The organism is Vagococcus allomyrinae, assembly GCF_017829975.1.
Classification (GTDB): domain Bacteria; phylum Bacillota; class Bacilli; order Lactobacillales; family Vagococcaceae; genus Vagococcus_D; species Vagococcus_D allomyrinae.
This window is the reverse complement of sequence record NZ_JAEEGA010000009.1, coordinates 65688-88952: the sequence shown is the minus strand read 5'-3', so window position 1 is coordinate 88952 and position 23265 is coordinate 65688. Positions and strand designations below refer to the sequence as shown.

Annotated in this window: 22 protein-coding genes, 1 pseudogene and 1 other annotated feature; of the genes and pseudogenes, 8 read left to right on the top strand and 15 right to left on the bottom strand. The window is 41.0% G+C overall.

The genetic code is table 11. The annotated features are described in order from the left end of the window. Window positions 1-22: 22 nt before the first annotated feature. The 3 genes and pseudogenes from I6N95_RS14250 to I6N95_RS14240 form a co-directional block, all read right to left on the bottom strand. Window positions 23-439, bottom strand: a complete 417-nt coding sequence (locus I6N95_RS14250) for a GNAT family N-acetyltransferase (protein ID WP_209529137.1) — start codon at window positions 437-439, stop codon at window positions 23-25. A 146-nt stretch (window positions 440-585) separates the two neighbouring features. Beyond that, window positions 586-1727 (bottom strand): annotated as a pseudogene (locus I6N95_RS14245) (amidohydrolase). 32 nt (window positions 1728-1759) lie between these two features. Continuing rightward, window positions 1760-2863 carry an aminotransferase class I/II-fold pyridoxal phosphate-dependent enzyme gene (locus I6N95_RS14240; protein WP_430727543.1) on the bottom strand — a complete coding sequence of 368 codons (1104 nt, stop codon included), beginning with the start codon at window positions 2861-2863 and terminating at the stop codon, window positions 1760-1762. Window positions 2864-2922: 59 nt separating this feature from the next. Further along, window positions 2923-3190 (bottom strand) — a binding site (T-box leader). 256 nt (window positions 3191-3446) lie between these two features. Between I6N95_RS14240 and I6N95_RS14235 the strand changes: the two genes are divergently transcribed. Both I6N95_RS14235 and I6N95_RS14230 read left to right on the top strand, forming a co-directional pair. Beyond that, the gene (locus I6N95_RS14235) at window positions 3447-4676 is read left to right on the top strand and encodes an ammonium transporter (RefSeq protein WP_209529132.1); all 1230 of its coding nucleotides are present in this window, start codon (window positions 3447-3449) and stop codon (window positions 4674-4676) included. Window positions 4677-4713: 37 nt separating this feature from the next. Continuing rightward, window positions 4714-5055: a P-II family nitrogen regulator gene (locus I6N95_RS14230; protein WP_209529130.1), complete on the top strand. Its 342-nt coding sequence runs from the start codon at window positions 4714-4716 to the stop codon at window positions 5053-5055. 46 nt (window positions 5056-5101) lie between these two features. Here I6N95_RS14230 and I6N95_RS14225 read toward each other — a convergent pair whose 3' ends face one another. The 3 genes from I6N95_RS14225 to I6N95_RS14215 all read right to left on the bottom strand — a co-directional run bounded on the left by I6N95_RS14225 (window position 5102) and on the right by I6N95_RS14215 (window position 7274). Then, window positions 5102-5506, bottom strand: a complete 405-nt coding sequence (locus I6N95_RS14225; RefSeq protein WP_209529128.1) for a VOC family protein — start codon at window positions 5504-5506, stop codon at window positions 5102-5104. A gap of 84 nt (window positions 5507-5590) precedes the next feature. After that, window positions 5591-6463 carry a PhzF family phenazine biosynthesis protein gene (locus tag I6N95_RS14220; protein ID WP_209529126.1) on the bottom strand — a complete coding sequence of 291 codons (873 nt, stop codon included), beginning with the start codon at window positions 6461-6463 and terminating at the stop codon, window positions 5591-5593. A gap of 13 nt (window positions 6464-6476) precedes the next feature. Beyond that, window positions 6477-7274 carry a class I SAM-dependent methyltransferase gene (locus I6N95_RS14215; RefSeq protein WP_209529124.1) on the bottom strand — a complete coding sequence of 266 codons (798 nt, stop codon included), beginning with the start codon at window positions 7272-7274 and terminating at the stop codon, window positions 6477-6479. Window positions 7275-7469: 195 nt separating this feature from the next. On the opposite strand from I6N95_RS14215, the gene I6N95_RS14210 reads away from it, so the two are divergent. Together I6N95_RS14210 and I6N95_RS14205 are read left to right on the top strand one after the other, a co-directional pair. Further along, window positions 7470-7982, top strand: coding sequence for an anthrone oxygenase family protein (locus I6N95_RS14210; RefSeq protein ID WP_209529122.1), 513 nt, complete (start codon window positions 7470-7472; stop codon window positions 7980-7982). 45 nt (window positions 7983-8027) lie between these two features. Beyond that, window positions 8028-8612 carry a guanylate kinase gene (locus I6N95_RS14205; RefSeq protein ID WP_209529120.1) on the top strand — a complete coding sequence of 195 codons (585 nt, stop codon included), beginning with the start codon at window positions 8028-8030 and terminating at the stop codon, window positions 8610-8612. 28 nt (window positions 8613-8640) lie between these two features. Here I6N95_RS14205 and I6N95_RS14200 read toward each other — a convergent pair whose 3' ends face one another. Together I6N95_RS14200 and I6N95_RS14195 are read right to left on the bottom strand one after the other, a co-directional pair. Next, complete coding sequence (locus I6N95_RS14200) at window positions 8641-9219, bottom strand: putative phage abortive infection protein (RefSeq protein ID WP_209529118.1); 579 nt, start codon at window positions 9217-9219, stop codon at window positions 8641-8643. After that, entirely contained in the window at window positions 9192-9599 is a 408-nt protein-coding gene (locus tag I6N95_RS14195; RefSeq protein WP_209529116.1) for a hypothetical protein, read from the bottom strand. The genes I6N95_RS14200 and I6N95_RS14195 overlap by 28 nt, the downstream gene beginning before the upstream one ends. A gap of 207 nt (window positions 9600-9806) precedes the next feature. Between I6N95_RS14195 and I6N95_RS14190 the strand changes: the two genes are divergently transcribed. Then, the gene (locus I6N95_RS14190) at window positions 9807-10076 is read left to right on the top strand and encodes a hypothetical protein (RefSeq protein ID WP_209529114.1); all 270 of its coding nucleotides are present in this window, start codon (window positions 9807-9809) and stop codon (window positions 10074-10076) included. Between the two features lie 200 nt (window positions 10077-10276). Here I6N95_RS14190 and bglX read toward each other — a convergent pair whose 3' ends face one another. From bglX to I6N95_RS14175, 3 genes are all read right to left on the bottom strand, one after another. Next, on the bottom strand, window positions 10277-12496 hold the full coding sequence (gene bglX, locus I6N95_RS14185; RefSeq protein ID WP_209529112.1) for a beta-glucosidase BglX: 2220 nt from the start codon (window positions 12494-12496) through the stop codon (window positions 10277-10279). Continuing rightward, the gene (locus I6N95_RS14180; protein WP_209529110.1) at window positions 12497-13780 is read right to left on the bottom strand and encodes a PTS sugar transporter subunit IIC; all 1284 of its coding nucleotides are present in this window, start codon (window positions 13778-13780) and stop codon (window positions 12497-12499) included. Window positions 13781-13893: 113 nt separating this feature from the next. Beyond that, entirely contained in the window at window positions 13894-14733 is an 840-nt protein-coding gene (locus I6N95_RS14175; protein WP_209529108.1) for an AraC family transcriptional regulator, read from the bottom strand. A gap of 317 nt (window positions 14734-15050) precedes the next feature. Between I6N95_RS14175 and I6N95_RS14170 the strand changes: the two genes are divergently transcribed. Further along, window positions 15051-15224: a hypothetical protein gene (locus tag I6N95_RS14170; RefSeq protein WP_209529106.1), complete on the top strand. Its 174-nt coding sequence runs from the start codon at window positions 15051-15053 to the stop codon at window positions 15222-15224. 68 nt (window positions 15225-15292) lie between these two features. Here the strand turns inward: I6N95_RS14170 and I6N95_RS14165 are convergent, their stop codons facing one another. Beyond that, a complete protein-coding gene (locus I6N95_RS14165) occupies window positions 15293-17119 on the bottom strand; it encodes a penicillin-binding transpeptidase domain-containing protein (RefSeq protein WP_209529103.1) in 1827 nt (608 codons plus the stop codon). 156 nt (window positions 17120-17275) lie between these two features. Beyond that, window positions 17276-18673: a glycoside hydrolase family 1 protein gene (locus tag I6N95_RS14160; RefSeq protein WP_209529101.1), complete on the bottom strand. Its 1398-nt coding sequence runs from the start codon at window positions 18671-18673 to the stop codon at window positions 17276-17278. A 244-nt stretch (window positions 18674-18917) separates the two neighbouring features. Between I6N95_RS14160 and celB the strand changes: the two genes are divergently transcribed. Both celB and I6N95_RS14150 read left to right on the top strand, forming a co-directional pair. Next, a complete protein-coding gene (gene celB / locus I6N95_RS14155) occupies window positions 18918-20186 on the top strand; it encodes a PTS cellobiose transporter subunit IIC (RefSeq protein ID WP_209529099.1) in 1269 nt (422 codons plus the stop codon). 69 nt (window positions 20187-20255) lie between these two features. Then, entirely contained in the window at window positions 20256-20966 is a 711-nt protein-coding gene (locus tag I6N95_RS14150; RefSeq protein WP_209529097.1) for a GntR family transcriptional regulator, read from the top strand. 45 nt (window positions 20967-21011) lie between these two features. On the opposite strand, the gene I6N95_RS14145 is transcribed toward I6N95_RS14150, so the two are convergent. Then, on the bottom strand, window positions 21012-22220 hold the full coding sequence (locus I6N95_RS14145) for a hypothetical protein (RefSeq protein ID WP_209529095.1): 1209 nt from the start codon (window positions 22218-22220) through the stop codon (window positions 21012-21014). A gap of 327 nt (window positions 22221-22547) precedes the next feature. Next, window positions 22548-23174, bottom strand: coding sequence for a hypothetical protein (locus I6N95_RS14140; RefSeq protein WP_209529093.1), 627 nt, complete (start codon window positions 23172-23174; stop codon window positions 22548-22550). Window positions 23175-23265: the final 91 nt, after the last annotated feature.

The window sequence follows — 23265 nt, the reverse complement described above, 5'->3', positions numbered from 1 at the left end:
AGCACTCCTAGCTAGCCCCCTGTTAGGCTTTATTTTTAATAAACATCGCCACACTACTAGGAGCTGTTTCCTTAAATCCAAACTGTTCATACAATTGATTGGCAGGTACATCCGCTATTAAACAGATGTAAGCCTCCGGTGCTGCTTCCCGTTCTAAATACCTCATAATTTCTGCCATAATGCCTTTGGCCAAGCCCTGCCCTTGATAATCAGGCTTCACCACCACATCGGTTACCATATAGGCTAAACCATCATCCCCAATCACTCGTCCCATTGCGATTAACTGTTGCTGCTCATCCCGAAAAACAACAGAAAATAAGGCATTGCCTAACCCTTTCTGGGCCCCGCTCAAAGAACGACTTCCCATCTTAACTTCTTGCCGCAGGCTTAGATACTCGACAGCTTCTGGTTCTTCATAATAACAGGTTAATTCACTCATCCTATTGCTCCCTTCAACACTATTTATATGAGTCTATTATGTCACCATTCCCTATAGGTGTAAACTGCTGACATACAGAAGAAAATACTTTATCCCAGTAAAAAAAATGATTTTCTGCGCTGTTTAAGCCCAGAAAATCATCTTAATTATCCCGTAATTTCAGCCAATAAACGACGCCCATTTTCCACATAATAATTGATTGCTAAGCCCAAGGCACGATCATCTACTTCAAAAGCAGGATGATGCCACTCATGGGGGCCATTTGTGCCAATAAAAGCAAAAAAGCCAGGGATCTTAGTTTGATAATAAGCAAAATCTTCTCCGCCTAAGGTGACTTCTGGCACAATAACGTTCGCAAAGTCACTCGTCACTTGACTAACAAGTGCCGCGAGCTTGGCATCATTCCAAACCGCAGGTGGACTTTCAACCCATTCCAAGGTCCCCACTTGATCAAAGCGACAGGTAAATTAGCGACCACTTGAGCCGTTAATCGCTTAACCTTTTCCTGAACGTCTTGACTAAAGCTGCGAATAGTCCCTTCTAAAAAAACTGTTTCAGGAATAACATTCCAAGTGTTCCCACCAGTGATGTGGGTCACGCTTAATATTGCAGTATCCAACGGTGACACATGGCGGCTGACAATTCCCTGTAAGGCGGTGACAATTTGACAAGCGGTGACCACTGGATCTGAGCCATTATGAGGCGCTGCAGCATGACTGCCAATTCCTTTAATAGTGATCTTAAAACGATCAACGGCAGCCATTAGCGGCCCTTCTTTAATGCCGACAGTCCCAACTGGCAATTCTGGTTTATTATGAAAGCCGAGAATTGCTGAAACACCTTCTAAATGACCGTCCTCGATCACCCGGCGGGCCCCTCCGTTATCTTCCTCAGCTGGTTGGAAAATCAAACGAATCCTCCCATTCAACTCCCCTTCTTGTGCTTTTAGCAGTGTCGCTGCTCCCAATAGAGCTGCTGTATGAAAATCATGACCGCAGGCGTGCATCACACCAGGGTTAGTCGAAGCATAACTTAGCTCCGTGGCCTCAGTAATCGGCAAAGCATCGATATCCGCACGTAAAGCAACGATTGGACCTGACTCCCCAATTTCCCCAATCACCCCAGTTGATAACGAAGTCGGCAAACAGTTAATATCAAGTGCGGCCAAATAATTGTTAATATAGGCCGTTGTCGCCACTTCTTGATTTGATAATTCTGGGTTGGCATGTAAATAGTGGCGAATGGCCGTTATTTCTGCTAAAAATGCAGGGGATAATTCTCTTGACATTTAAGTCCTCCTCATCGAGCAAAACACTCAGTTTAAAGTTGCCCAAACGCTTGACTTAAGTCAGCAATTAAATCTTCAACAGCCTCCACCCCCACTGAGATCCGCAATAAGGTATCCGTTAAACCATAGCTTTCACGAAGTGCTTGCGGAATATCAGCATGAGTTTGAGTCGTTGGATAAGTAATTAAGCTTTCCACCCCACCTAGACTTTCCGCAAAAGTGAAGACTTGCAGCTGAGCCAGGAAGGGCTTAATACAGGCTTGTGTTGGCAATTTTATACTTATCATACCACCTCTACCAGGATAAAGCACCTCTGTCACCTGACTTTCCTCTTCTAAATAGCGAACTAACGCTTGAGCATTCTTTTCGTGACGCTCCATTCGCAAGGCCAAGGTTTTTAATCCCCTGATGAGCAGCCAGCAATCAAAGGGAGCTAAAACCGCACCCGTCGTGTTTAAAAGAACCCCTAAGCGCTCCCCAAGCTGCTGACTATTCGTCACAACCGCTCCGGCTAAAACATCGTTATGTCCTCCTAAATATTTAGTAGCGCTATGAACAACGATGTCCGCTCCTAAGGTCAGAGGTTTTTGAATGATTGGCGTATAAAACGTATTATCAACAATCACCAATGCTCCTTGGGTTTTCGCAAGTTTGGAAATTTCCGCAATATCAACGACACTCATCAAAGGATTGGTCGGGGTTTCAATAAATATGCCGGCTGTCTCCGTTGTTAGCAAAGCTGCTAGTTCCGCCACTTGATCAAAATAGCGAAACTCATAAAAACCCTGTTCCTCTAATTGCTTAAAGTAACGATAACTCCCGCCGTATAGATCTCTTGAAGCAAGCAACTGACTGCCTTTGGGAAATAAGCCTAAAACTAGTTGAATAGCACTCATTCCTGAACTCGTAGCAAAACCAGCCACCCCTTCTTCCAGTTTAGCGAGTGCCTCCTCCAGCACTAACCGGGTTGGATTTTGTGTTCGTGTGTAATCAAAGCCAGTGCTTTCTCCCAGCGTTGGATGAGCAAAGGTTGTTGAAAAATGAACAGGTAAACTAACCGCTCCTGTCTGCCTATCCTGTTTATTGCCAATTTGGGCCAAAATCGTATCCACTTGTAATTTTCCCATGTCGATCATCTCCATTTCATTTTTTTATCAAACAAAAAAACCGCCCTCATCGTAAACAATCTGTCTACGACAAGGACGGCAGTTTATCTTCATAAACCAACGTGGTACCACCTTGATTGTGGCATTAGTACCCTGCCACCTCTCCAAATACTTAACGTCTTACAACGTTGCATACTCTGACGCGATAATGGGCGTTCCCATGTTAAGCTTACACGATGTGCTCACTTAAAAAACTCAGAGACCATTTTTCACCATAGCACTCATTGTCTTTTTTCATCCAAACAAGACTTTCTGTAGATGAGCTCCTAAAGCTACTTTTCTCTTCAACGTTATTTTTAATTAAATTTTAATCTTTTATCAAGTTAATAGAAATAGTAACAAAGAAATTTACACCTGTCAACCGATAATTAATTTAAAACCAAACCCCTTTAATGTCAACGATTATTCCCGCTCTTTCTTTTAGAAAAAATTTCCAAATTCCATACAGTTTACAGAATAATTATTCAGAAGTCTTTTTTACTCATTTTATTTATGATAAACTATCTCATAATTAAAAAATAATTTCAGAAAAGTTTCAGGAAGGGTGATAGGTATGAATTCAGGAGATATTGGTTTCATTTTAATCTGTGCAGCACTTGTCTTTTTAATGACACCAGGATTAGCATTTTTCTATGGTGGTTTGGAGCGTCGAAAAAATATTCTTAATACAATGATGATGGTCATCTGCGTACTAGGTCTCGCATCATTATTATGGTTTGCAGTTGGTTATAGTTTGTCATTTAGTGGCGAGGGACGTTTTGTCGGCAACATCGATAAACTATTTTTTAAAGACGTTTCTTTAACCACTGGCTTCAAAACAGATAGCACGATTCCCGAAGGACTATTTGCTGGCTTTCAAATGATGTTCGCCTTGATTACAGTCGCTATCATTACGGGGTCAGTTGCCGGACGAATGCGCTTTTCGGCCATTTTCTTATTTATTGCCGCTTGGTCAATCGTCGTGTACTATCCAATGGCCCATATGGTTTGGGGTGGCGGCTTCCTTGAAGAAATTGGCTCAATCGATTTTGCCGGTGGTAATGTGGTCCATATTAGCTCAGGGATTTCCGGTTTAGTCTTAGCAGTCGTCCTTGGAAAACGACGAGGCTATAACAAGCTGGAATATCGTCCTCACAATATTCCCTTTATCGTTCTTGGGACTGGCCTTTTATGGTTTGGCTGGTTTGGATTTAACGCTGGCAGCGCCCTAGCAGCTAACAGCCTAGCTGTTCATGCCCTATTAACCACCCATGCTTCAGCGGCAACCGGTATGTTGTCATGGATGTTACTCGAGAAATTAATAATCGGCAAACCGACAGTCGTCGGTGCTTCAACCGGTGCCATTGTCGGGCTAGTGGCAATTACCCCAGGAGCTGGCTTTGTTCCACTTTGGAGCGCCCTGCTAATCGGTGCCCTTGTCAGCCCATTCTGTTATTACTTTATCGGGGTCATCAAACGCAAACTTGAACTGGATGATGCTTTAGACGCTTTCGGTTGTCATGGGGTTGGCGGTATCTTTGGTGGCATTATGACAGGAGTCTTTGCGGAAAAATCAATTGGTGGTGTTGACGGCTTACTTTATGGAGGAATGGATCTATTTATCGCTCAAGTCATCAGCATTGTCGTCACCTTAGTCTTCGCTGGCGTAGCAACTTATCTAATTATTTCTCTCATCAAATTATTCATGCCGATTCGAGTTTCTGAAAAAGAAGAAATTCAAGGGTTGGATTTAATGGAACATGATGAAACGGCCTATCCTACCTTCTTAGGAATGGACAATTAACAAATTTTGTCACAGTTGATAGAAATGGAGGAGTCACATGAAAAAAATTGAAGCGATTATCCGTCAAGAAAAACTAAGCGACTTGCAAGCCGCTCTTTTTGAACAAGCTGGTGTCAAAGGAATGACTGTCACTCAAGTACTTGGTTATGGTCATCAATTAGGCTGGAAAGAATATGTTCGTGGTCAAGAGGTTTTAACCACCCTCTTACCAAAACTTGAAGTCAATATGGTAGTGGCTGACGACAAGTTAGAAACAGTTATCACTATCATTATCAACAGTTGTCAAACCGGTGAAGTAGGCGATGGCAAAATATTTGTTTATGATGTGGAAAACGCCATTCGCATTCGCACATCTGAAACAGGCGAAAAGGCGCTATAACTCAAAAGGAAGCAGGAGGGATTACGTTCCCCTGCTTCCTTTTGAATTAGATTAAATTAAAAGACCAACTAATACCAAATTTATCAGTGACTTGACCAAAAAGTTCGGACCATTCTGTTTGTTGCAAAGGCATCACTTTCTGAGCCTCTTTCGCTAAACCTTCAAAATACTTGGTCAATTTAGCCGCATCTGGCAATTCAATCACTAGACTAACGGTTCTACCATAAGGAGTCGCCTCCATAAAGCTAGGTGTATCTGAAAACATGATGGTGTGGCCTTCAACAACCAGACTGGCATTCATGACTAACTTTTGGCTTTTCTCATCTAAATCAGGCATTCCTAAACTGCCATACGTCACCAAATCCTGACACGTCGTTTCAAAAACCTCTTCGTAAAACTGAATTGCCTCTTGTGATTCCTCATCAAATGTAAAATAAGTTGCGATTGGCATTAAGTCATCCACCTTTTTTTATTTTAGTATATCATAGGTAAACTGGCGACTGACAGTTATCCGCTTGCAATAACCACTCAATAACTAATCCAGATTCACTTCAAACAACTGATTAAAACAAGCCGTTCCCCTAATCTTTACCTGATAAACACCAGTCTCAGAACAAATCGCCATCACCTGAACAAGTCCCGGTCGCTTGACGTGTTTTCCCTGATAAACCTTTAGCTCTTTCGCCGCCTCCTGATAGACATGCTTTAGCAAATAAGCCCCCATAACCCCAGAGGCCGTGCCAGTAACAGAGTCTTCCAATGTTCCTGCATATGGTGAAGAAAAATGGCGACCATAATAATGGCCTTCACTAATTGAAATAGGGGCAAAAGGATGAACAGAGGCCCGTGGCTGAGTTTCTAACAACGCGGGGAAAAGAGTTGGATTGGCTCGCATCTTATCCAAGATCTTCACCTCTCTAACAGGCACAATCAAGGTCCATGACCCTGTATTACCATATTCAATCGGCCAAGTAGGATGTAACTCGCTCTGTTCAATTCCCAAACTGGCACATAGTGCGGCTTGATCTCCGAAAAATCTCAAAAACTTGGCATCCCCTTGCCTCATTTCGATTTGTTGTTTTTTAGAATCATAAACGATCGGCAATAGCCCTGCCCCTGTCTCAATCATCAATTGACGGTCCTCACCATCTTGATACAAAGCAAAAACAGCACCGATCGTCGCATGACCACAAAGAGGCGTCTCATAACCTGGAGTAAAAAAGCGAAACCGGTGAGTTGCCCGTTGACTGGAACAAACAAACACCGTCTCATTAAACCCGATTTTTTGGGCTAACCTTTGCATCTCCTCTGGCGTAAATTCATCCCCATTAAGCACGACTCCTGCTGGGTTACCTGCTCCTGGAAGATCCGTAAAAGCGTCAATTTGCAGCACCTGACAAGTTTTCATCTTTTGCCTCCTTTTATTTCACGCCAATATTAGCCCGATAACTGAAATAGAACTGGCGTGGTTGTCCACCAAATAAGTCTTTCACTGAGTGTTCAAATTCCGCCAACTCATCAACAATTAAATCCGGCTGATATTTCAAGATGTTCTGAATCCCACCTTGGCTTAAAGCCAACTTAATAAAGCGATCAGCATCACCGATTTCGGTTTTTGATAATAACACTTGTCTCGTAAAGCGAAAATAACCACTGCGAGACAGGTTGATTAAATGATTCTCTTTGGCCCAGCGTCGTTGCTTATCTCGTAAGTTAGGTTCGGTTAACTCTAAATGATTGACCTTACTAAACAAGGTTTGATAAAGCTTTTCCGCTTGCCAATCAGATACTGGTGGCCACTCATTGTCAATCGTAATAAATAGACCGTCGTGGGTCAACAGACGATTGATTTCCTGCAAAGTAGTATGAGGCTCCATCCAATGAAAGGATTGGGCACAGCTAACAATATCGGCACACCCCGTCTGTAAGCCCGTATCATGAGCCAAGGCCCGTTGATACTCGACATTAGCGATCCTTTGTTTCTCAGCCACCTCGAGCATCTCTTCATTAGGCTCCACGCCGATTACCAGTTGAGCGTGATCAGACCAAGCCCGAGTTGACAAGCCAGTCCCACTGCCCAAATCAACAACAACAGCTGGCTTTCTTCTTAAGTCACTACAGGCTAAAGCGATGGCCTCTTCTGGAAATGAAGGCCTAACGTCTTCATAAAGGTCAGCAAATCCTGAAAAACGTTCCACATTTTTATAATGATTCGTCATGACAACCACCTCCTTGTTTGATAAATGATAGCTTAATTATACCATATCCTTTAATTACAGATAAATGAACACGATTTTAATTCAAAGTAATGCAGAACTTATTGGAAAAATGGTATGATAGAATTATGATCAGGTGGTCTTTCACGTCTCAATGGAAAAGATTTTTTTATTTCGGCAAATCAAGGAGGGGATACGATGTTTAGACAACTTTCCATCAATTACTTAGCCTTATTGACCATGACATTTATTCTAGGCTTGTCATTGTTTCTCTTTTTCTTCTTTTGGGCAATTTCCAAAATGCCCAGTCTCAATAAGACATCAGCTGATATCGCCATTCCTTCAATGAACGCTATCAATAAAGCACTTAAACGGCCATGGCTTTTAGTGGGCTTCTTGCTAACCCCAGTAGCTTATCTCAGCTGTGGTTTCCTGACCCAGTACCTCAGCAGACACAGCGGACCTTTGTTTTTCTATCTCAGCGGCATCATCTATGTTATCGGTGTCGTCATTGTTACAGGAACAATCATTGAACCTCTTAACTTTCAATTGTCTCAAGTTAAATCAATTACTGCGCCAGACGATTATCAAAGAATCTGGCAAAGCTATTCTCAGAAATGGCAGTTCTGGAATAAGATTCGGACCCTTAGCAGTGCCATTGCTTTAAGCTTGTTTTGTATTGGTTGTTTTTTCCTATTTCTCTATAATTAACAACTAGCAAAGCGACTGTCTAGTCTAAAAAAGGAGTGTCGTTTCATGATAAAAACCCGTTTACAGCATCCACTTTTTGTTATCTTGGGCCCTAGCGGATCAGGAAAAACTCGCGTAACAGAAGCCGTTTTCCCTAAAAGCGCCAAAATTATCACCCACACTACTCGGCCGCTTCGATCAGAAGAAACAGAAGGCATTGATTACTATTTTGAATCTGAAGCCAGCTTCCATGAATTATTTTCCTCTGGACAACTGGTGGAGCAAGACAACTATCACGGATTTCACTACGGCGTCGGCCTTGCCGAAATCATCGCTCGAACGGCTCTTCAACCTGCCTATGCCGTCTTAACTCACAGCGGACTACAAAAGGTTTATCAACAATTTCCAAAAGATGTCGTGGTCATTTTCTTTAATGTCAGCAAGGAACAGGTTAGGCATCGCTTAGAATTAAGAGAACAAGACCCAAAATTGATTCAAGAACGCTTGACCTTGTATGATCGAGAAATAGGGATACGCAATCACTTGACCGCTTATGCTGAGTCCTACATTTTAGACGCCAATCAACCTTTCCTCGATGTTGTGGCTGACTTAACAGCCATCATCACTAAAAGAGACGCTAACCAAACTTAACTGGTTAACGTCTCTTTTATTAATTAAGTTAAAAGCTTGTCCGTTTTAAATAGTTCTGCTGGCGGCTGCGAGATTCTTGATAAGCCTCCCGCATCTCTTGGCGGTGAGCATAACTCACCAATTCATCAGAATGAGCCACAAAATGAGTGATGGCTATGTCCTTCATGACCGCCGGTAAATTCACATAAACGCTGTCTTTAATTTCTCCTTCGTCACCAAAAAATGAAGTATAAGATAAATCAATCCCTGTCTCAACTCCCTTTAAACTAAAGAGTGAATAGATAAAAATCAAGTACATCTCATCCTCCGACAATTGACTGCGTAAAACACTGATGTAACGGTGATACTCCGTTCCAGCTAATTGCTCACCTTCACGTCGCTGATTTAACAGAGTGATAATTGTTTGAAAACTATTAAAATAAGGAGCCAAAACCTGTTTTTGATTTTCTAACCACGCTTCAATCTCCGACTGGTTTTGATTGAGATTTTCTCTAATCTGTCGTTTCATTTCAGCGAGAGCATGCTGATCCATGGCAGTTTCAGCCAAAATAGGCAAGTCTTCAGCTTGAACAAATTCACTTAATTCCTGAGCCAGCGTAACGCCCAAAAGGGGGCTTTCTTTTGATTAAAAAGCGTCAGCAATTGATAAAACTCATCACCAGTTGATCCTTGCATCAGTTGACGCGTCACATTCTCTTGACTGCTCATCAAACGATTGAACAACTGGACGATCATAACTGGAATCGCCCCAAGTATCGTTAACTTTAGTGATTCTAGCCAGGGATTAACTGCTTGGCCGAAAAATAAAAAGCGAAAAACAACCAGAGCACCTAACGCCACTAACACACTTTTATAGAGAAACTGCCGCTGGCGGCTAGTTTGTTGAAAACTTTGTTGTGGAATCGTCAATGTTTGTTTTGATCTATCTATAATGTCACCAATTGTCACATTTTTCAATTTTTCATAGGAACTCTTTTTTTCACTCATCTGTCATACCCCTATTCTTAATAGCTATTCTCTCTCTATTAAATCATTTAATAGGCATTTATTCAATAAATTCGGGATTAAATCGCTGACAAGTTATATTTTCCATAAAACAACAGCCGTTTGTTAAGCTTACTACAAGCAAACCCTTTTATAAAATCCTGTTTATATGATATTTTTTACTTATATTTAAACAAAGGTGGGATAAACATGGAAGAACAAATCACGCACATCCGAAAAAGACAGGTGTCCAATCACTCTACAGAAAGTATTTATGAAGTTCTGTTAGATAGTGGCGATACTCTCTCTGTGCCAACCTTACTTGACTATCTATCTTGGGGCTTTTGCTACTATTTTATCGATGCAAGCAATCGTCCAGTGCAAATTGAGGCTTGTCACCCGATTTACAAAGATTCTTTTATTCAATCAAAAAATGTAAACACGATTCAAGATCATTTATTGCTACTCCCTAGTTTCTAATTCAGTTATTCTTCGTTATTTAACCGTTCATATTCGGACTCTATTTCGCTATTGCTTATTGAGAAAAGTCGAACTATAATAAGGAGTCACCATTGTCCATGGTGGCAACAAACCCCAGCCCCTAGTTATTATATAACTAGGGGCTCTTTGTTTTTTTAAATTACGGGAACCTTTGGTTGTTTCCTTAGCTACCTTGCAATTTACGCCACTAATCTCACTCGAATTTTTTGACAATCCTGACTATTTCTCCCAATAAAAATATCAAAATCGCCAACTTCTGAAGCAAACTGGCCATCCTGTTGATAAAAACGCAGCATCTCTTCCGAAATTTCAAAGCTGACCTCACGACTTTCGCCGGCTTCCAACTGAATCTTTTGAAATCCTTTTAACAGTTTCACCGGTTGAACAATACTGGCATATAAATCTCGAACATACAGCTGAACCACCTCTTGACCTGCCAGACCAGCTAAATTAGTCACGGTGACCGTGACCGTCAATGGGTTCTCTGCACTGAGTGTCTCTGAATCCACCTGTAAAGCCGAATAGCTGCTTTCGTGATAGGATAGTCCATAACCAAATGGAAACAGCGGTTGGTTGGGAGCATCTAAATACTTGGAGACGAAGCGACCGCTATGTTGAGATTCATTTTCAGGGCGCCCAGTGCTATAGTTATTGTAATAGACGGGAATCTGACCTTCATTAAAGGGAAAACTTTGAGTAAGCCGTCCAGACGGATTGATCTTGCCATACAATATATCCGCTAAGGCATTGCCCCCTTCTGTTCCAGGGAACCAGGCTTGAATAAGCCCATCGACTAGTGCCACCTCTTCTGTTAAAACAAGTGGTCGTCCACTGATGGTTAGTAAAACAAGCGGTTTTCTCAATTCAGCTAACTCCTTGAGCAACTCTTGTTGCTTCAATGGAAGCCTCAAAGAGGTGCGACTACCTGCCTCGCCACTTTGTAACGTGTGCTCACCTAAGGCCATCACAATCACATCAGACTCTGAAGCTAGCTTAATCGCCCCATCCTTTGTTGCTTCTTTTTCCTCAGGGCTTAATTCAACGCCTGAAATAATTTTTTGCGAATAACCAAACTCACCTAAAAAAGTGTAATCTTCTAGCATATCGCACCCTTGTTCATAACTGACTGATGGACTATGTTTACTCATCGCCTCCTTGATAGTCGTCACATCCTCCATCCGCCCATGAACTGCCCATAATCCCATTAACTCTTGACTATCCCCATAAGGACCAATCAACGCCACTTTTTGTTCTGGTTTTAAAGGCAACACCTGATTCTCATTCTTTAGTAAGACCATTGACTCACTGGCAATATTCCGAGCCATCTGACGATTTTCGGAGGTAAAAACCCCCTTATTTTCTCCTTCAAGCGAGACTCCCCGATAAGGATCCTCGAATAAGCCCAAGTCGTTTTTCAAGCATAGTACGCGCCACACAGCTTGATCAAGCTGCTCCATGGAAATGCGCCCTTCTGCGATTAACTCCGCTAAATGATTAGCGTAACAGGCTGTCTTCATGTCTATGTCATTGCTTGCGGCCATTGCCAAATAAGTTGCCTCTTTATTATTTTCAGCATAACCATGCGTCACAAGTTCTTGAACTGCCGCGTAATCACTAATAACCACACCGTCAAAGCCCCATTCTTCTCGTAATACATCATGCATCAACCACTTATTGCCTGTAGCTGGCACGCCTTCGACCGTATTAAAAGATGTCATCACCAATTTACTGCCCGCATTAACAGCCGCCTGATAAGCAGGTAAATACTCTTGACGCAAACGCCGTTCTGACATGTCCACATGATTATAATCGCGACCTCCTTCAGCCGCTCCATATGCCGCAAAATGCTTCACACAAGAAGCCAGACCTTGCCCTTGATCAAAGTTGTGCTGAAAGCCTCTAACCATGGCCTCAGCATAACGAGAATTTAAATAGACATCTTCACCTGTCGATTCCAAACAACGCCCCCACCTTGGATCCTTAACTAAATCCACCATCGGTGCATAAGTCACGTGAGCACCGCCAGCCACGGATTCCAAGGCAATTTTTTGATAACCTTCTTCAATCAACTCAGGATTCCAAGAAGCCGCTTGACCTAAGGGGATCGGGTAAACTGTTTGATAGCCATAAATAATATCTGCCATAAACATCAAGGGAATCTTATGACGACTTTTAGCTAGATAGTTATCCTGAATTTGGCGAACCTTCTCTGCCCCTGTCACATTTAAAACTGAGCCGACCAATTCAATCATCGCTTCATTAATGCCCAGCTTTTTCTGAGGCCCGACTAACATAGCCTCATCTTCTTGAAAAAAATCACCTGATAATTGAACCAACTGGCCAATCTTCTCGTCGATCGTCAACTCACTTAAGAGTGTGACTAATTGTTGATTATCCATTTAATTATTTGCTCCTTCTAGTTCTTTTTTAACTGCATCTTTCTCCGCCCACTTAAACCATGGGTACCATAATAATGGCGACAAAACGACGTGTAGTAACAACATTAAGACGATAATCGATCCCTTACCTTGAACTGCTGCAAAAACACCTACCGGTAGTCCAAATACCGTAGCGGCTCCTGTAAAGCGGGCTACTATCCCAATTTTGATCAACACATAAGAAATGATAATGGCAATCGTGTTATTAAATATAAAAGGAAAAGCAAACTTAAAGTTTAACACTAAGGGTGTTCCAAAAATGACCGGTTCCGTAATCCCAAAAAGTGCCGGAATAATCGAAATCTTACCTAACTCACGGTACTGTTTACTTTTAGAGACCAACATCAAAAACACTAAGCCCAAAGCCATTCCACCCCAGGTAATTGTGGTGAAAAAAGCATTCCCCAAAATATTGGGCGGTGTTTGACCAGCCGCAACCGCTTCTAGATTTTCCATATCTAGAGCCATCCAAATTGGCATCATAATCGGCATAATCACATTGGTTCCATGGATGCCGAAAAACCATAACACTTGCTGAACAATGCTGATGACGATCATCGCCCCAATCGTCCCACCTAACCCTTTAAGCGGTTGTTGAATAGTCGTGTAAACCAGTTGGTGCATCGTTTCATAAGGAGTGAATAAAAAGAGGCGTGCGATGACAATAAACACGATCCCCAAGATGATGGTTGGAATCAGCGCTTCAAAGACCCGCGTTACCATTGGCGGCACACCAGCAGGCATTTTGATTGTCCAACCTCGTTGCTTAATCAAAGCATACCCTTTCCCCACAACCAAACCGATGATAATAGCTGTAAAAACACCTTGGGCTCCCAACCACGTCGTTGGCAGCACCGTCACTGCCCCATCCTCTACTGGCATTGAAGCAGAGGGGGTTACAATCAAAAAACACATTAAGGCAATCAATGCAGCCGAGATACCATCGTCATTTGGCACTAAGCGATTGGCTAAGTTTTTGCCTAACAAAATCACCACATACACTGCCATGGCACCGATTGTAAAATTAGTAACCTGACTTAGGACTGGCACAAAACCTTGTAAAAATTCGCTATTTTTCCCCGTATTGCCAATAAAAATAACCAGTAATAAACTCATTGACCCTAAAAAAACTGGCCCTAAGGTTGCCATCATTGAAGCCGATAACGCTTGTAAATAAATATTGGTTCCCAACTTGTCAAAATAAGGGTTAACTCGGTCAAACCATGAAATGACTTTTTCTTTCATCTTCCAATTCCTCCTAGTTTAAATCGCTAGACTTATTTATATGTCCATCTCATTATAACGGTTTCATTATCTAAACAACGGTATTCAATTACCATGATTTCGGAACAATATTGTCATTTTCTTTTTTTGCGAAATTCACTTGGCGACATCTGATGGTATTTTTCAAAGGCGCCGAAAAAAGTCCGAACATTATTAAAACCTGAAGATATGGCAATATCGAGAATTGTCCATTCCGAATGGATTAATAAATTTTGAGCGTGCTCAATACGTATCAAACTTAAATAGTCGGAAAAGTTTGTGCCCATATTCTTTTTGAAAAATTTTGAAAAATACGTTCGGGAATAATTAAAATGGGAGGCCACTGCTGTCAAAGATAAATCAGTTTGATAGTTCCCTTTTATGTAATTAACTATTTCAACGAGTTTCTTTTGGTTTTCCACCGTTTTCAACCGAATTTGATCATCTAAAGGCTGTTTGTGGTGGTTAAGTAAGCTCAACATCAGCTGATAAACGGCAATTTTAGTGGCCAAACGACCTTCTGTCGTCTCATCTTGCGCTTCCACAATCATCTTTGCCAAGCAATTGTTTAACTCAGCGCCAGCCGGATTTTTAGCGCTATTCAATTCAAAAACATACTGTTGATTGTAATGATTCTCCGTGACTTTTTGCATAAATTTCAGCGGCAACTGAATGACTAAAATATGATTCTTGATCGGACTGTTGGTCGAATGGACCACATTTGAATTGAGTAACATCATGTCTCCTCGCTCCAATAAATACTGGTTCATTTCCGCATGCACGACTAATTGTCCCTCAATACAGTAGAGAATTTCCACACTAGCATGCCAATGGGGCGCAATAATGCGCTCATAACTATCCGCTTTAAACGCAAACAGCTTTACCTCTAACAACTCATCAGGTTTAATCACCTCATGTCGATAACTCGAATTCATCTCTGATCTCCTTCTTATTTGTTATATCAGTACACGTCAGTCAAGACCTGTCCATGATAGTGCAAGTATACCGTATCTCTTTAAAAGGGAAAATACTCTTTTCTGCTTAATTCATCAACCAAAAACCCCGTAAGTGGTGGGCGTAGTTGATTTCAGATTTAACCTGACAAAGTTGTCAGATAGACCGCAGAAACTGACAACTTTGTTCGCAGACACGCCGCTATTTCCTTGCTATAATATCAGTTAATAAAACCAGATACGCTTGCCACTCACAAGCGACCCTCTCATTAAACCAACAGAAAAAGGAGCGCCGTAAAATGAAGACGACTATTGGGATTTGCGCTATTGTCATATTTTGTCTCGTCCTATTGAAAGTTTTAGGCTTCATCTACTTTTGTTTAGTTAGCCTGATGATCCACTTAGGACTGGCGGGATGGTTCGCTTTAGCTAAACAAGTAGGCACACAAGAATCACAACAAGATAAAAGCTAGCCCTCACTTTTTATCAACGTGTGAAAAATAAAAAAACAACCATCACTTTTTCCATGATGGTTGTCCGGTTATTCCGTTAATTTTTTCAGTTCCAAGGCTCGTTTTAACAAGTTATTGGAAATTGGTGCAATAATATCTGTTGGCACATCAACGCGTGATCCTGCCTTATTGATCGTCACATAAACGATAAATTCCGGATCTTCAATTGGTGCCATTTGAACAACTGATTGAATATACTGATCCTGAAGATATCCGCCATTTTCAAAAATTTGAGCAGTCCCCGTTTTCGCCCCAACATTATAGCCTTCAATCGCGTACATCGTTCCCAGACCATAGTCGGGCAATGTCACCACATCGTGCATTAAGTCCAAAACTTTTGTCGCCGTTTCAGGGCGGATCGGCTCGCCAATAACCTCTGGTTCAATAACTTCTTCCTTGCCATCTGTCACAATTTTTTCAATAAAATTAAGCTTCATCATCTTCCCTTGATTGGCGATCGCAGTAAATCCCTGCATCATCTGAAAGTTGGTTACACCAATCCCCTGACCATAGGCCGTCATCGCTCTATCAACGGTCGTCGAGTCTTGAATAACCCCTGAACTTTCACCTGAAAGTCCTGAATTAGTTGATTTACCAAAACCAAATTTATCTAAATAAGTTTGCCAAGTGGGCCCCATAGCCTCCTGCAAGTGAACCATTCCCACATTACTGGACCAAGCAAAAGCTTGTCGATAAGTCATCAGACCCTTACCCACCACATTGTGGTCATTAATCGTCGCATCATCTACCTTAATGTTTCCCGACATAAAGGTCGCATTCTCATCAAAATTACCTGAATCAATCGCCGCTGCTGCCGTAAATACTTTCATTGTAGAACCTGGCTCATAGGACGGATCTTCAATTAACAAATTTCGCCACATGGCTTGTTGAGTCTCTGTATCTGAAAGTCCCTCTTTCGTTTCCGGATTGAATGTCGGCCGCTGAGAAGCGGCTAAAATATTTCCCGTCTTAGCGTCTGCCAACATCACTCTCATATCGGTCATCGCATACTGGCTGTAAATATCGCTCATGAGTTCCTCAGCATAACTTTGCAACTTGACATCAAAAGTGGTATAAATATCCGCGCCATCTTCTTTTTTAGACATTTCCACCACTGTCCCTGGAATTTTACGGCCTTGACTGTCTTTTTCAAAACGAATTTTTCCATTAGTTCCACTTAACACTTCATCATACATAGCTTCAATCCCCAGAACACCAACTGCAGCCTTATCCTCTGGAAAATCAGTATAGCCTACCATATAAGAAGCAAATTCACCATTAGGATACATCCGGCTTTGGCTCTCTTTAAAATAGAACCCTTTAATGCCGGCTGCCTCAAACTCTTCTTCCAGCTTTTTTTTCGTTTCAATGTCAATCCCTTTGCCCTTAGTGCCAAACTCAGAATACAGAATGGGTTTGCCCGCTTCGTTCTTGCCAGGATTTAAATACTTGTCCAGTTCATCCCTTGGAATGCCTAAGTGTTTTTCAATAATTTCAGCAGCTTTCGCTTTTTTGTCTTCTTCCAAATAAAGAATTGGCCGCTTTCCTGTTTTAGTATCCGCAATGCCTTGATACGTTTCATCCAACACCACGTACATTAAATAAGAGGAGACTTCCGTGGCAATAATTTCGCCATTGCGATCGTAAATAGTCCCCCGCTTGGCCACTACTGGCTCTTCTCCCTGATACAGTTGTTTCGTTTTTTCATCTAAGGAAACTTTTCCGACTTTCCCCGCACTCACTATATATGATAATCGTCCAATAAATAGCATAAAGACCAAAATTGCCAAAATGAAAAAAATTCTAGCGACTCTTCTGCGTTCCATAATTGGATCCAAATTTCTACGTTTTTTCATACGAATTCCCCATTTTCTCAATTACCTTTAGTTTACGCATAAAAGCCGAGGGAGTCAAAGTATTTAATCATTGTTTGCCCAATGATTAACAAACCTTAAGAAATAAAAAAACTAACAGGAAAAAGAAAGCTTTCCTGTCAGTTAGATAAACATTAATTAATCATTAAACCCATTGGCATCAGAAACTGCCTTATACCAATGACCACTTTTTTTAATCGTCCGTTTGCCATCTTGCTCAAGATCAACCGCAATAAACCCGTAACGATTTTTATAGGCATTCATCCATGACCAGTTATCCATACATGTCCACATGTGATACCCTTGAACATTACTTCCTTCTTGAATGGCTTGATGAACAAATTTCAAATGATCCTTAACAAACTCAATTCGGTAATCGTCTTGAATTGCCCCATTCTCATCGATATACTGCTCTTCTCCTTCAACTCCCATGCCGTTTTCAGAAATATAACAACGAATATTGCCATAGTTTTCTCGCACATTGGTTAAAATATCATAAACACCTTTTTCGTAAATTTCCCAACCACGGTAAGGATTCATTTTACGACCTGGCATCTCATAGTTGTCAAAATAATCATCAGGCAGTGGACCATTCGAATGATCGACTGCGGACTCTTTCGCCTTAATGCGACGAGGCTGGTAATAATTGATGCCTAATAAATCAATAGTATTCTCCTTAATCGTCTCAAGATCACCCTCTTCAATTTGCGGCATCATCTCTAATTCCTTAATCACCTCGATTAAACCAACTGGAAATTCGCCTTTAATAGCTGGGTCTAAAAATGAACGGTTGAAAAATAGATCCGCATAGTTAGCTGCTTTAACATCTGCCTCATTCTCAGGATCGCGCGGGTAACTCGGTGTTAAGTTTAAGATAATCCCAATTTCACCTGCTAGCCCTAAGGAATGATAAACTTTAATCGCCTTAGCACTGGCTAAGTTTTCATGATACCCAACTTGAACAGCTTCCTTCATATTAATGTGGTTCGGGTAGTGAAAATCGTATAAATAGCCCCCTTCAACAGGCACTATCGGTTCATTATGAGTAAACCATTTAGTCACACGGTCTCCAAATAATTCAAAACAGGTTTTAGCAAATTCAACATAAGCATCCACTGTTTCCCGATTCAACCAACCACCCTTAGCTTGAAGAGCCATTGGCATATCAAAATGGAATAAATTAATAAAAGGCTCAATATCATTAGCCAACAATTCATCAATCACTTTGTTGTAGAATGTTACCGCTTGTTGATTAACCTCCCCAGTGCCCTCAGGAATCAAGCGACTCCATTGAATACTGGTACGAAAAGAGGTATGGCCTGTCGCTTTCATCAATTGAATATCTTCTTGGTATTTTGTTAAAAATTGAGAGGTTTTTTCTGGTCCAACCTGATTAAAGAAACGCTCAGGTGATTCTTGATACCACTGATCCCAAATACTATCACCTTTGCCATCGCCTGGTAAACGACCTTCTGTTTGTGGACCGCTGGCTGCAGATCCCCACCAAAATCCTGCTGGAAACTGATATGTTGTCATTAGTTAAACTCCTTCAATAAAGTGTTTTATTCTCTTGCTGGCTTTATTATACACTATCCCCCTACACAAAGACAAATCTTTTATTAATAAAAGACTAGTCTTTATAAAATAAAAATGGTACAATTATCCAGAAATCGATTTCAGCTGTTTATTGGCCAAGGATTAATTACCCTTGTCCAAAATAACCAAAAGAGCCTGTATGCCTCACTTACTGTCATACAAGGCCTCTACAAAGGAGAAAATCATGAATAGTTTTATGGATAAACTGGCGGAAAAGATCTTGCCAATCGCCAACAAACTAGGGAATAATCGTTATTTGACCGTTTTACGAGATGCATTTATGCTTTCATTTCCCCTGACGATGTTTGGTTCAATTATCGTTGTTGTTAACAATCTGCCTTTCTTTAGTGATAACACAAAAGGCACCTTGACCGAGTTGTTTGGAAACGGTCAAAATGCCACGATGAGTATTATGTCGGTATTTGTTACATTTGGTATTGGGTATTATTTATGTAAATCCTATGACGTTGAAGCCATTTTTGGTGGCGCTGTTGCCTTTTCTGCTTTTCTGATTTTAACCCCCTTTTTCACCACGTTGGAAGATGGTTCAGAATTAGGTGGCGTCTTAACCCTTGACCGTCTAGGGGCAAAAGGCATGTTTATCGGCATGATTGCCGCATTTCTGGCAGCTGAATTATTTGCACGTATCACCAAAAAAGGCTGGCAGATAAAAATGCCCGATGGCGTGCCACCGGCAGTTGCCAAATCCTTTGCAGCGTTAATTCCAGCAATTATCACACTCTTTGTTTTCTTAATCGTTAATGCGATTATGACGGGAATTTTCCATGCTAATTTACATGATCTTGTCTATGAAGTCATCCAAAAACCTTTAATGGGACTTGGTAGCGGCTTACCAGCCACTCTGATCGCATTGTTCTTTGTCCAATTTCTTTGGTTCTTTGGCCTACACGGTCAAATCATCGTTAACTCTGTCATGGACCCGATTTGGAATACCTTGATGTTAGAAAATTTAGATGCTTATAAAGCTGGTGAAGCATTGCCCCATATCATTACAAAACCTTTTATGGAAGTCTTTACAGTTGGATTAGGCGGCTCTGGAATGACCTTAGCTGTCGTCATCTTAATGGCCTTTTTTGTCAAAAGTCAGCAATCAAAAGATGTCGGTCGTTTAGCCCTAGCACCAGGTATTTTTAACGTTAACGAACCCGTTATTTTCGGCTTACCGATCGTGATGAACGCCACCATCTTTATCCCTTGGTTGCTAGCACCATTAGTCGTGACTGCCCTAAACTATTTTGTTATGGCAATCGGCCTAGTTCCCGCTCCTACAGGTGTTTCTGTCCCTTGGACAGTGCCGATTATCATCAATGGTATTTTGGCTACCAACTCCATCTTAGGCGGCTTATTACAAATCGTTGACTTTATCATTGTCGGCATCATCTGGTTCCCATTCCTTAAAATGTTAGATAAGCAACGAACGACTGTCGAATAACCAAGAATAGATTGTCTAAGTAGCGGAACTTCTATATAATAAGGTCATAATGAAAGGTGGCCGATACCCGTGACGAAGTATGAACAAATAGCGAATATTTTACGAGACCGAATCAAGGATGGTCGTTACCCAAAAGATTCGCTTTTGCCTAATCAGTTGCAATTTGTTGAAGAATTTAAGGTGAGCCGCGTCACGATCAAAAAAGCTATCAACATTTTGGCCATGGAAGGTTTGGTGTATAGCCAGCGAGGGGCTGGAACACGAGTGCTTAAAAGTAGTATTTGGGGCGGTCAAGATTTTTCGGCGAAGGAATATGATGGCCTGAGTCAACAGATGAAAAACCACGATTTAGCCAGTCAAATAATTGTCTTTGAGGTCGAGTTCCCTGATGAACTGGTCAAAGAAAAACTCTTACTGGACAGTCACCAACCCGTTTACAAAATCATTAGACTGCGATTGCTCGATGATCTTCCCTATGTCCTCGAGCACACCTATATGCCAACTGAATTAGTTCCAAGTTTAACACCTACTATCTTAAAACAATCAATTTACAATTATATTCACCAAGAGCTAGGTATTTCCTTCGCAGGTGCTTATCGTAATCTCAAAGCTGATAAAGCTGATCAGTTAGATATTGATTACTTAAACTGTCAGGAAACAGATCCGATCTTAGAAGTAGAACAAGTTATCTATTTAAAAGATGGGCAACCGATTGAGTATTCTCGCAGTCGCAATCGTTTTGACCAACGCAGCTACTCAATCTTAGATGTTATTGAATAACCCAGAGTCCCCCACTAGCAAAATTTGTTAGTGGGGGACTCTCGTTTAATTAGGTATGACCTCCGTAACAGCTAAACTATCAATCAATTGTTCAAACAATAGACCTTCCTCATCCGTTATTTTACCTTCTGAAATAAACGATAACTCTCCTTGAGTCTCTTCTGTTTCAAATTGATACACCAGCCCTTTTTCTTGGCCTAATGTCCATAACATTTCTTTAAAAAAGCCATGATAATCAACGAATGTCTTGTCAATGACTGTTAACCCCAACCCGTTTAACGAATAAGTTTGAGGTGATAAGGAGGATCGTTTATTTTTAATACCTACCTGAAGCAGTAGATCTGGATACTCCTCACTCTCCATGACCAGCCAAGAATTACCATTTTTGTCACTTATATCGCCTTCAGACAAAATGTTAAACACCACTGGTAAATCAAATTCGACCCGTTCTTTGTCTACCTCAATCTGCGTATTTTTTTCTTGTGTCAAGGACTTCTCATCTAGAGAACTAGCCTGATCATAACCCTCTAGGTTAACATAATTAAGCTGACTCCTTTTAAACATAAGGAGAAGTGTCAAACAAATAAGGGCTAATAATATCACTAAAATGATTCCAAAAAAGGACTTCTTTTTTTTCACCTGCTCAAGAGGAGGGGAAAGAGGCACTGGCGTCTCATAAGACTGATACTTTTGAGAAAAGTCGCCAAATGCTGGCCCCTCTGCGTAAGTCCCATAGCCAGTTCCCTCGCCTAAAGGATTTTCCAGCACCCGCGAAATAGTCGCCGTCTCTTGATTGGCAGATATTAGCCTCACTTGAGCTTCTAAAAAAGCCAAAAACGCTGTAGGCGCTTCATAAAAATCAGAAAATTCTAGGACTGATAGCCTCAAATAATCCGTTGTCTCTGGCAACTGCTGCCTCAAAAAATTGACAAAATCACGGGTCAATTCATGGAGATCGCCTAAATTCCGCTGACTAAAACGCAATAGAGCTTGAGAATTTCCCAAAAATTCTTTCTGGGTCACGATAAAATCCAGACGACCCGTCCATTGATACCAAAACTGATAAATATCCTCTTCGGTCATCCCTTCAGCCTCATTCAATATCTTCAGCGCCTGTTCGTACTCTTGCCAAACAGCCCGATAGCGATCAAGGATCTTCGTATTTAATAATCCTAGCCAAAATAATGGCAAACTATTATTAGCTTCAAATAATACATGCCCTTCCTTGTCATATAAATAACTTCGATTTCCCATGTCCACACCCCTACTTAACAGTTTCTTTACTTGTCAGTCACCTTACTAAACCACGCCTTTATGAACTTATCTTATCACAAAAAAACCGCAGATTACCGGGTAATTTTCGCCACTTGGCAAGAGGCCGATCACGTTGAGACAAGAGCGCCTACTCTAAATACCCTCTAGCTATTAAGCCATCTCAACCAAAACCAAACATTTGACTTTATTGGGGTCAAAAAAAACAAGATTGGAAGGGGTCTGCGTTCAAACCCACTTCCAATCTTGCCTTTGTAAAAGGTTAAACGATCAAGTCATTCTCACTTGCCTCGACCACTCTGAGCTCTCCTAAATAATTCTCAATAAATACAGCAATACCACAATCACGATGATTCCGATCCCTAAAGGACGCAGAACTTTATTTTTAAATCGCATCCATTGCATATTTTTTAAAATCGCTTCATTTTTCTTATTTAAGTCAATATGCCTAATTTCTGTGGTATCACAGTATACCGCAAAAACAGGGTTTCCCTTGGAAAAGAGATTATTGTTTTCACCGATGATCAACGAGAGTCCACGAATCTCTGAAGGCAATGTTCGTGAACCCTTCTTTGAAATTCCCGATTGCTCCCCATCTTTTTTGACAAAATAGTTATTCTCGTCTTCGTAGACAATCATTTCAGGATCTGTCCAATCAGCCGCATCAATTAATTCTTGCCATGATTGACTTAAGTTATCAATAAAACGCTGACGATCTTTCGCGACTAAAATATTCTGATAGGTATCTATGATGAGCAGAGGACCTAATAAAATAAAAATGATTATCTTTAACATAACAGGAACTACACCCAAGCTAACAATTAATAAACTAACTAAAACACCGTCAATTCCCAAACGTTTTAATGAACGTTGTTTGTATAATTGTTCAATTGAATGTTGATATTTATTGAAATCATGCTTAACGGATTCTTTCATTTTGTACTCCTTATTATAAATAGTACTATCATTTTATCACAGACTTACAGACAAATAAATAAAAAGCGAACACTCCCAAAGGTTCCCATGG

What these genes read in the sequence shown, in the direction of transcription:
- I6N95_RS14190 (WP_209529114.1), top strand. Translation starts at nt 9,807, where the DNA reads ATGGAAGAACAAATCACGCACATCCGAAAAAGACAGGTGTCCAATCAC.
- I6N95_RS14215 (WP_209529124.1), bottom strand. Translation starts at nt 7,274, where the DNA reads ATGACGAATCATTATAAAAATGTGGAACGTTTTTCAGGATTTGCTGAC.
- I6N95_RS14175 (WP_209529108.1), bottom strand. Translation starts at nt 14,733, where the DNA reads ATGAATTCGAGTTATCGACATGAGGTGATTAAACCTGATGAGTTGTTA.
- I6N95_RS14225 (WP_209529128.1), bottom strand. Translation starts at nt 5,506, where the DNA reads ATGCCAATCGCAACTTATTTTACATTTGATGAGGAATCACAAGAGGCA.
- I6N95_RS14235 (WP_209529132.1), top strand. Translation starts at nt 3,447, where the DNA reads ATGAATTCAGGAGATATTGGTTTCATTTTAATCTGTGCAGCACTTGTC.
- I6N95_RS14145 (WP_209529095.1), bottom strand. Translation starts at nt 22,220, where the DNA reads ATGGGAAATCGAAGTTATTTATATGACAAGGAAGGGCATGTATTATTT.
- I6N95_RS14230 (WP_209529130.1), top strand. Translation starts at nt 4,714, where the DNA reads ATGAAAAAAATTGAAGCGATTATCCGTCAAGAAAAACTAAGCGACTTG.
- I6N95_RS14170 (WP_209529106.1), top strand. Translation starts at nt 15,051, where the DNA reads ATGAAGACGACTATTGGGATTTGCGCTATTGTCATATTTTGTCTCGTC.
- I6N95_RS14250 (WP_209529137.1), bottom strand. Translation starts at nt 439, where the DNA reads ATGAGTGAATTAACCTGTTATTATGAAGAACCAGAAGCTGTCGAGTAT.
- I6N95_RS14220 (WP_209529126.1), bottom strand. Translation starts at nt 6,463, where the DNA reads ATGAAAACTTGTCAGGTGCTGCAAATTGACGCTTTTACGGATCTTCCA.
- celB (WP_209529099.1), top strand. Translation starts at nt 18,918, where the DNA reads ATGAATAGTTTTATGGATAAACTGGCGGAAAAGATCTTGCCAATCGCC.
- bglX (WP_209529112.1), bottom strand. Translation starts at nt 12,496, where the DNA reads ATGGATAATCAACAATTAGTCACACTCTTAAGTGAGTTGACGATCGAC.
- I6N95_RS14140 (WP_209529093.1), bottom strand. Translation starts at nt 23,174, where the DNA reads ATGAAAGAATCCGTTAAGCATGATTTCAATAAATATCAACATTCAATT.
- I6N95_RS14160 (WP_209529101.1), bottom strand. Translation starts at nt 18,673, where the DNA reads ATGACAACATATCAGTTTCCAGCAGGATTTTGGTGGGGATCTGCAGCC.
- I6N95_RS14195 (WP_209529116.1), bottom strand. Translation starts at nt 9,599, where the DNA reads ATGAGTGAAAAAAAGAGTTCCTATGAAAAATTGAAAAATGTGACAATT.
- I6N95_RS14205 (WP_209529120.1), top strand. Translation starts at nt 8,028, where the DNA reads ATGATAAAAACCCGTTTACAGCATCCACTTTTTGTTATCTTGGGCCCT.
- I6N95_RS14165 (WP_209529103.1), bottom strand. Translation starts at nt 17,119, where the DNA reads ATGAAAAAACGTAGAAATTTGGATCCAATTATGGAACGCAGAAGAGTC.
- I6N95_RS14210 (WP_209529122.1), top strand. Translation starts at nt 7,470, where the DNA reads ATGTTTAGACAACTTTCCATCAATTACTTAGCCTTATTGACCATGACA.
- I6N95_RS14240 (WP_430727543.1), bottom strand. Translation starts at nt 2,863, where the DNA reads ATGATCGACATGGGAAAATTACAAGTGGATACGATTTTGGCCCAAATT.
- I6N95_RS14180 (WP_209529110.1), bottom strand. Translation starts at nt 13,780, where the DNA reads ATGAAAGAAAAAGTCATTTCATGGTTTGACCGAGTTAACCCTTATTTT.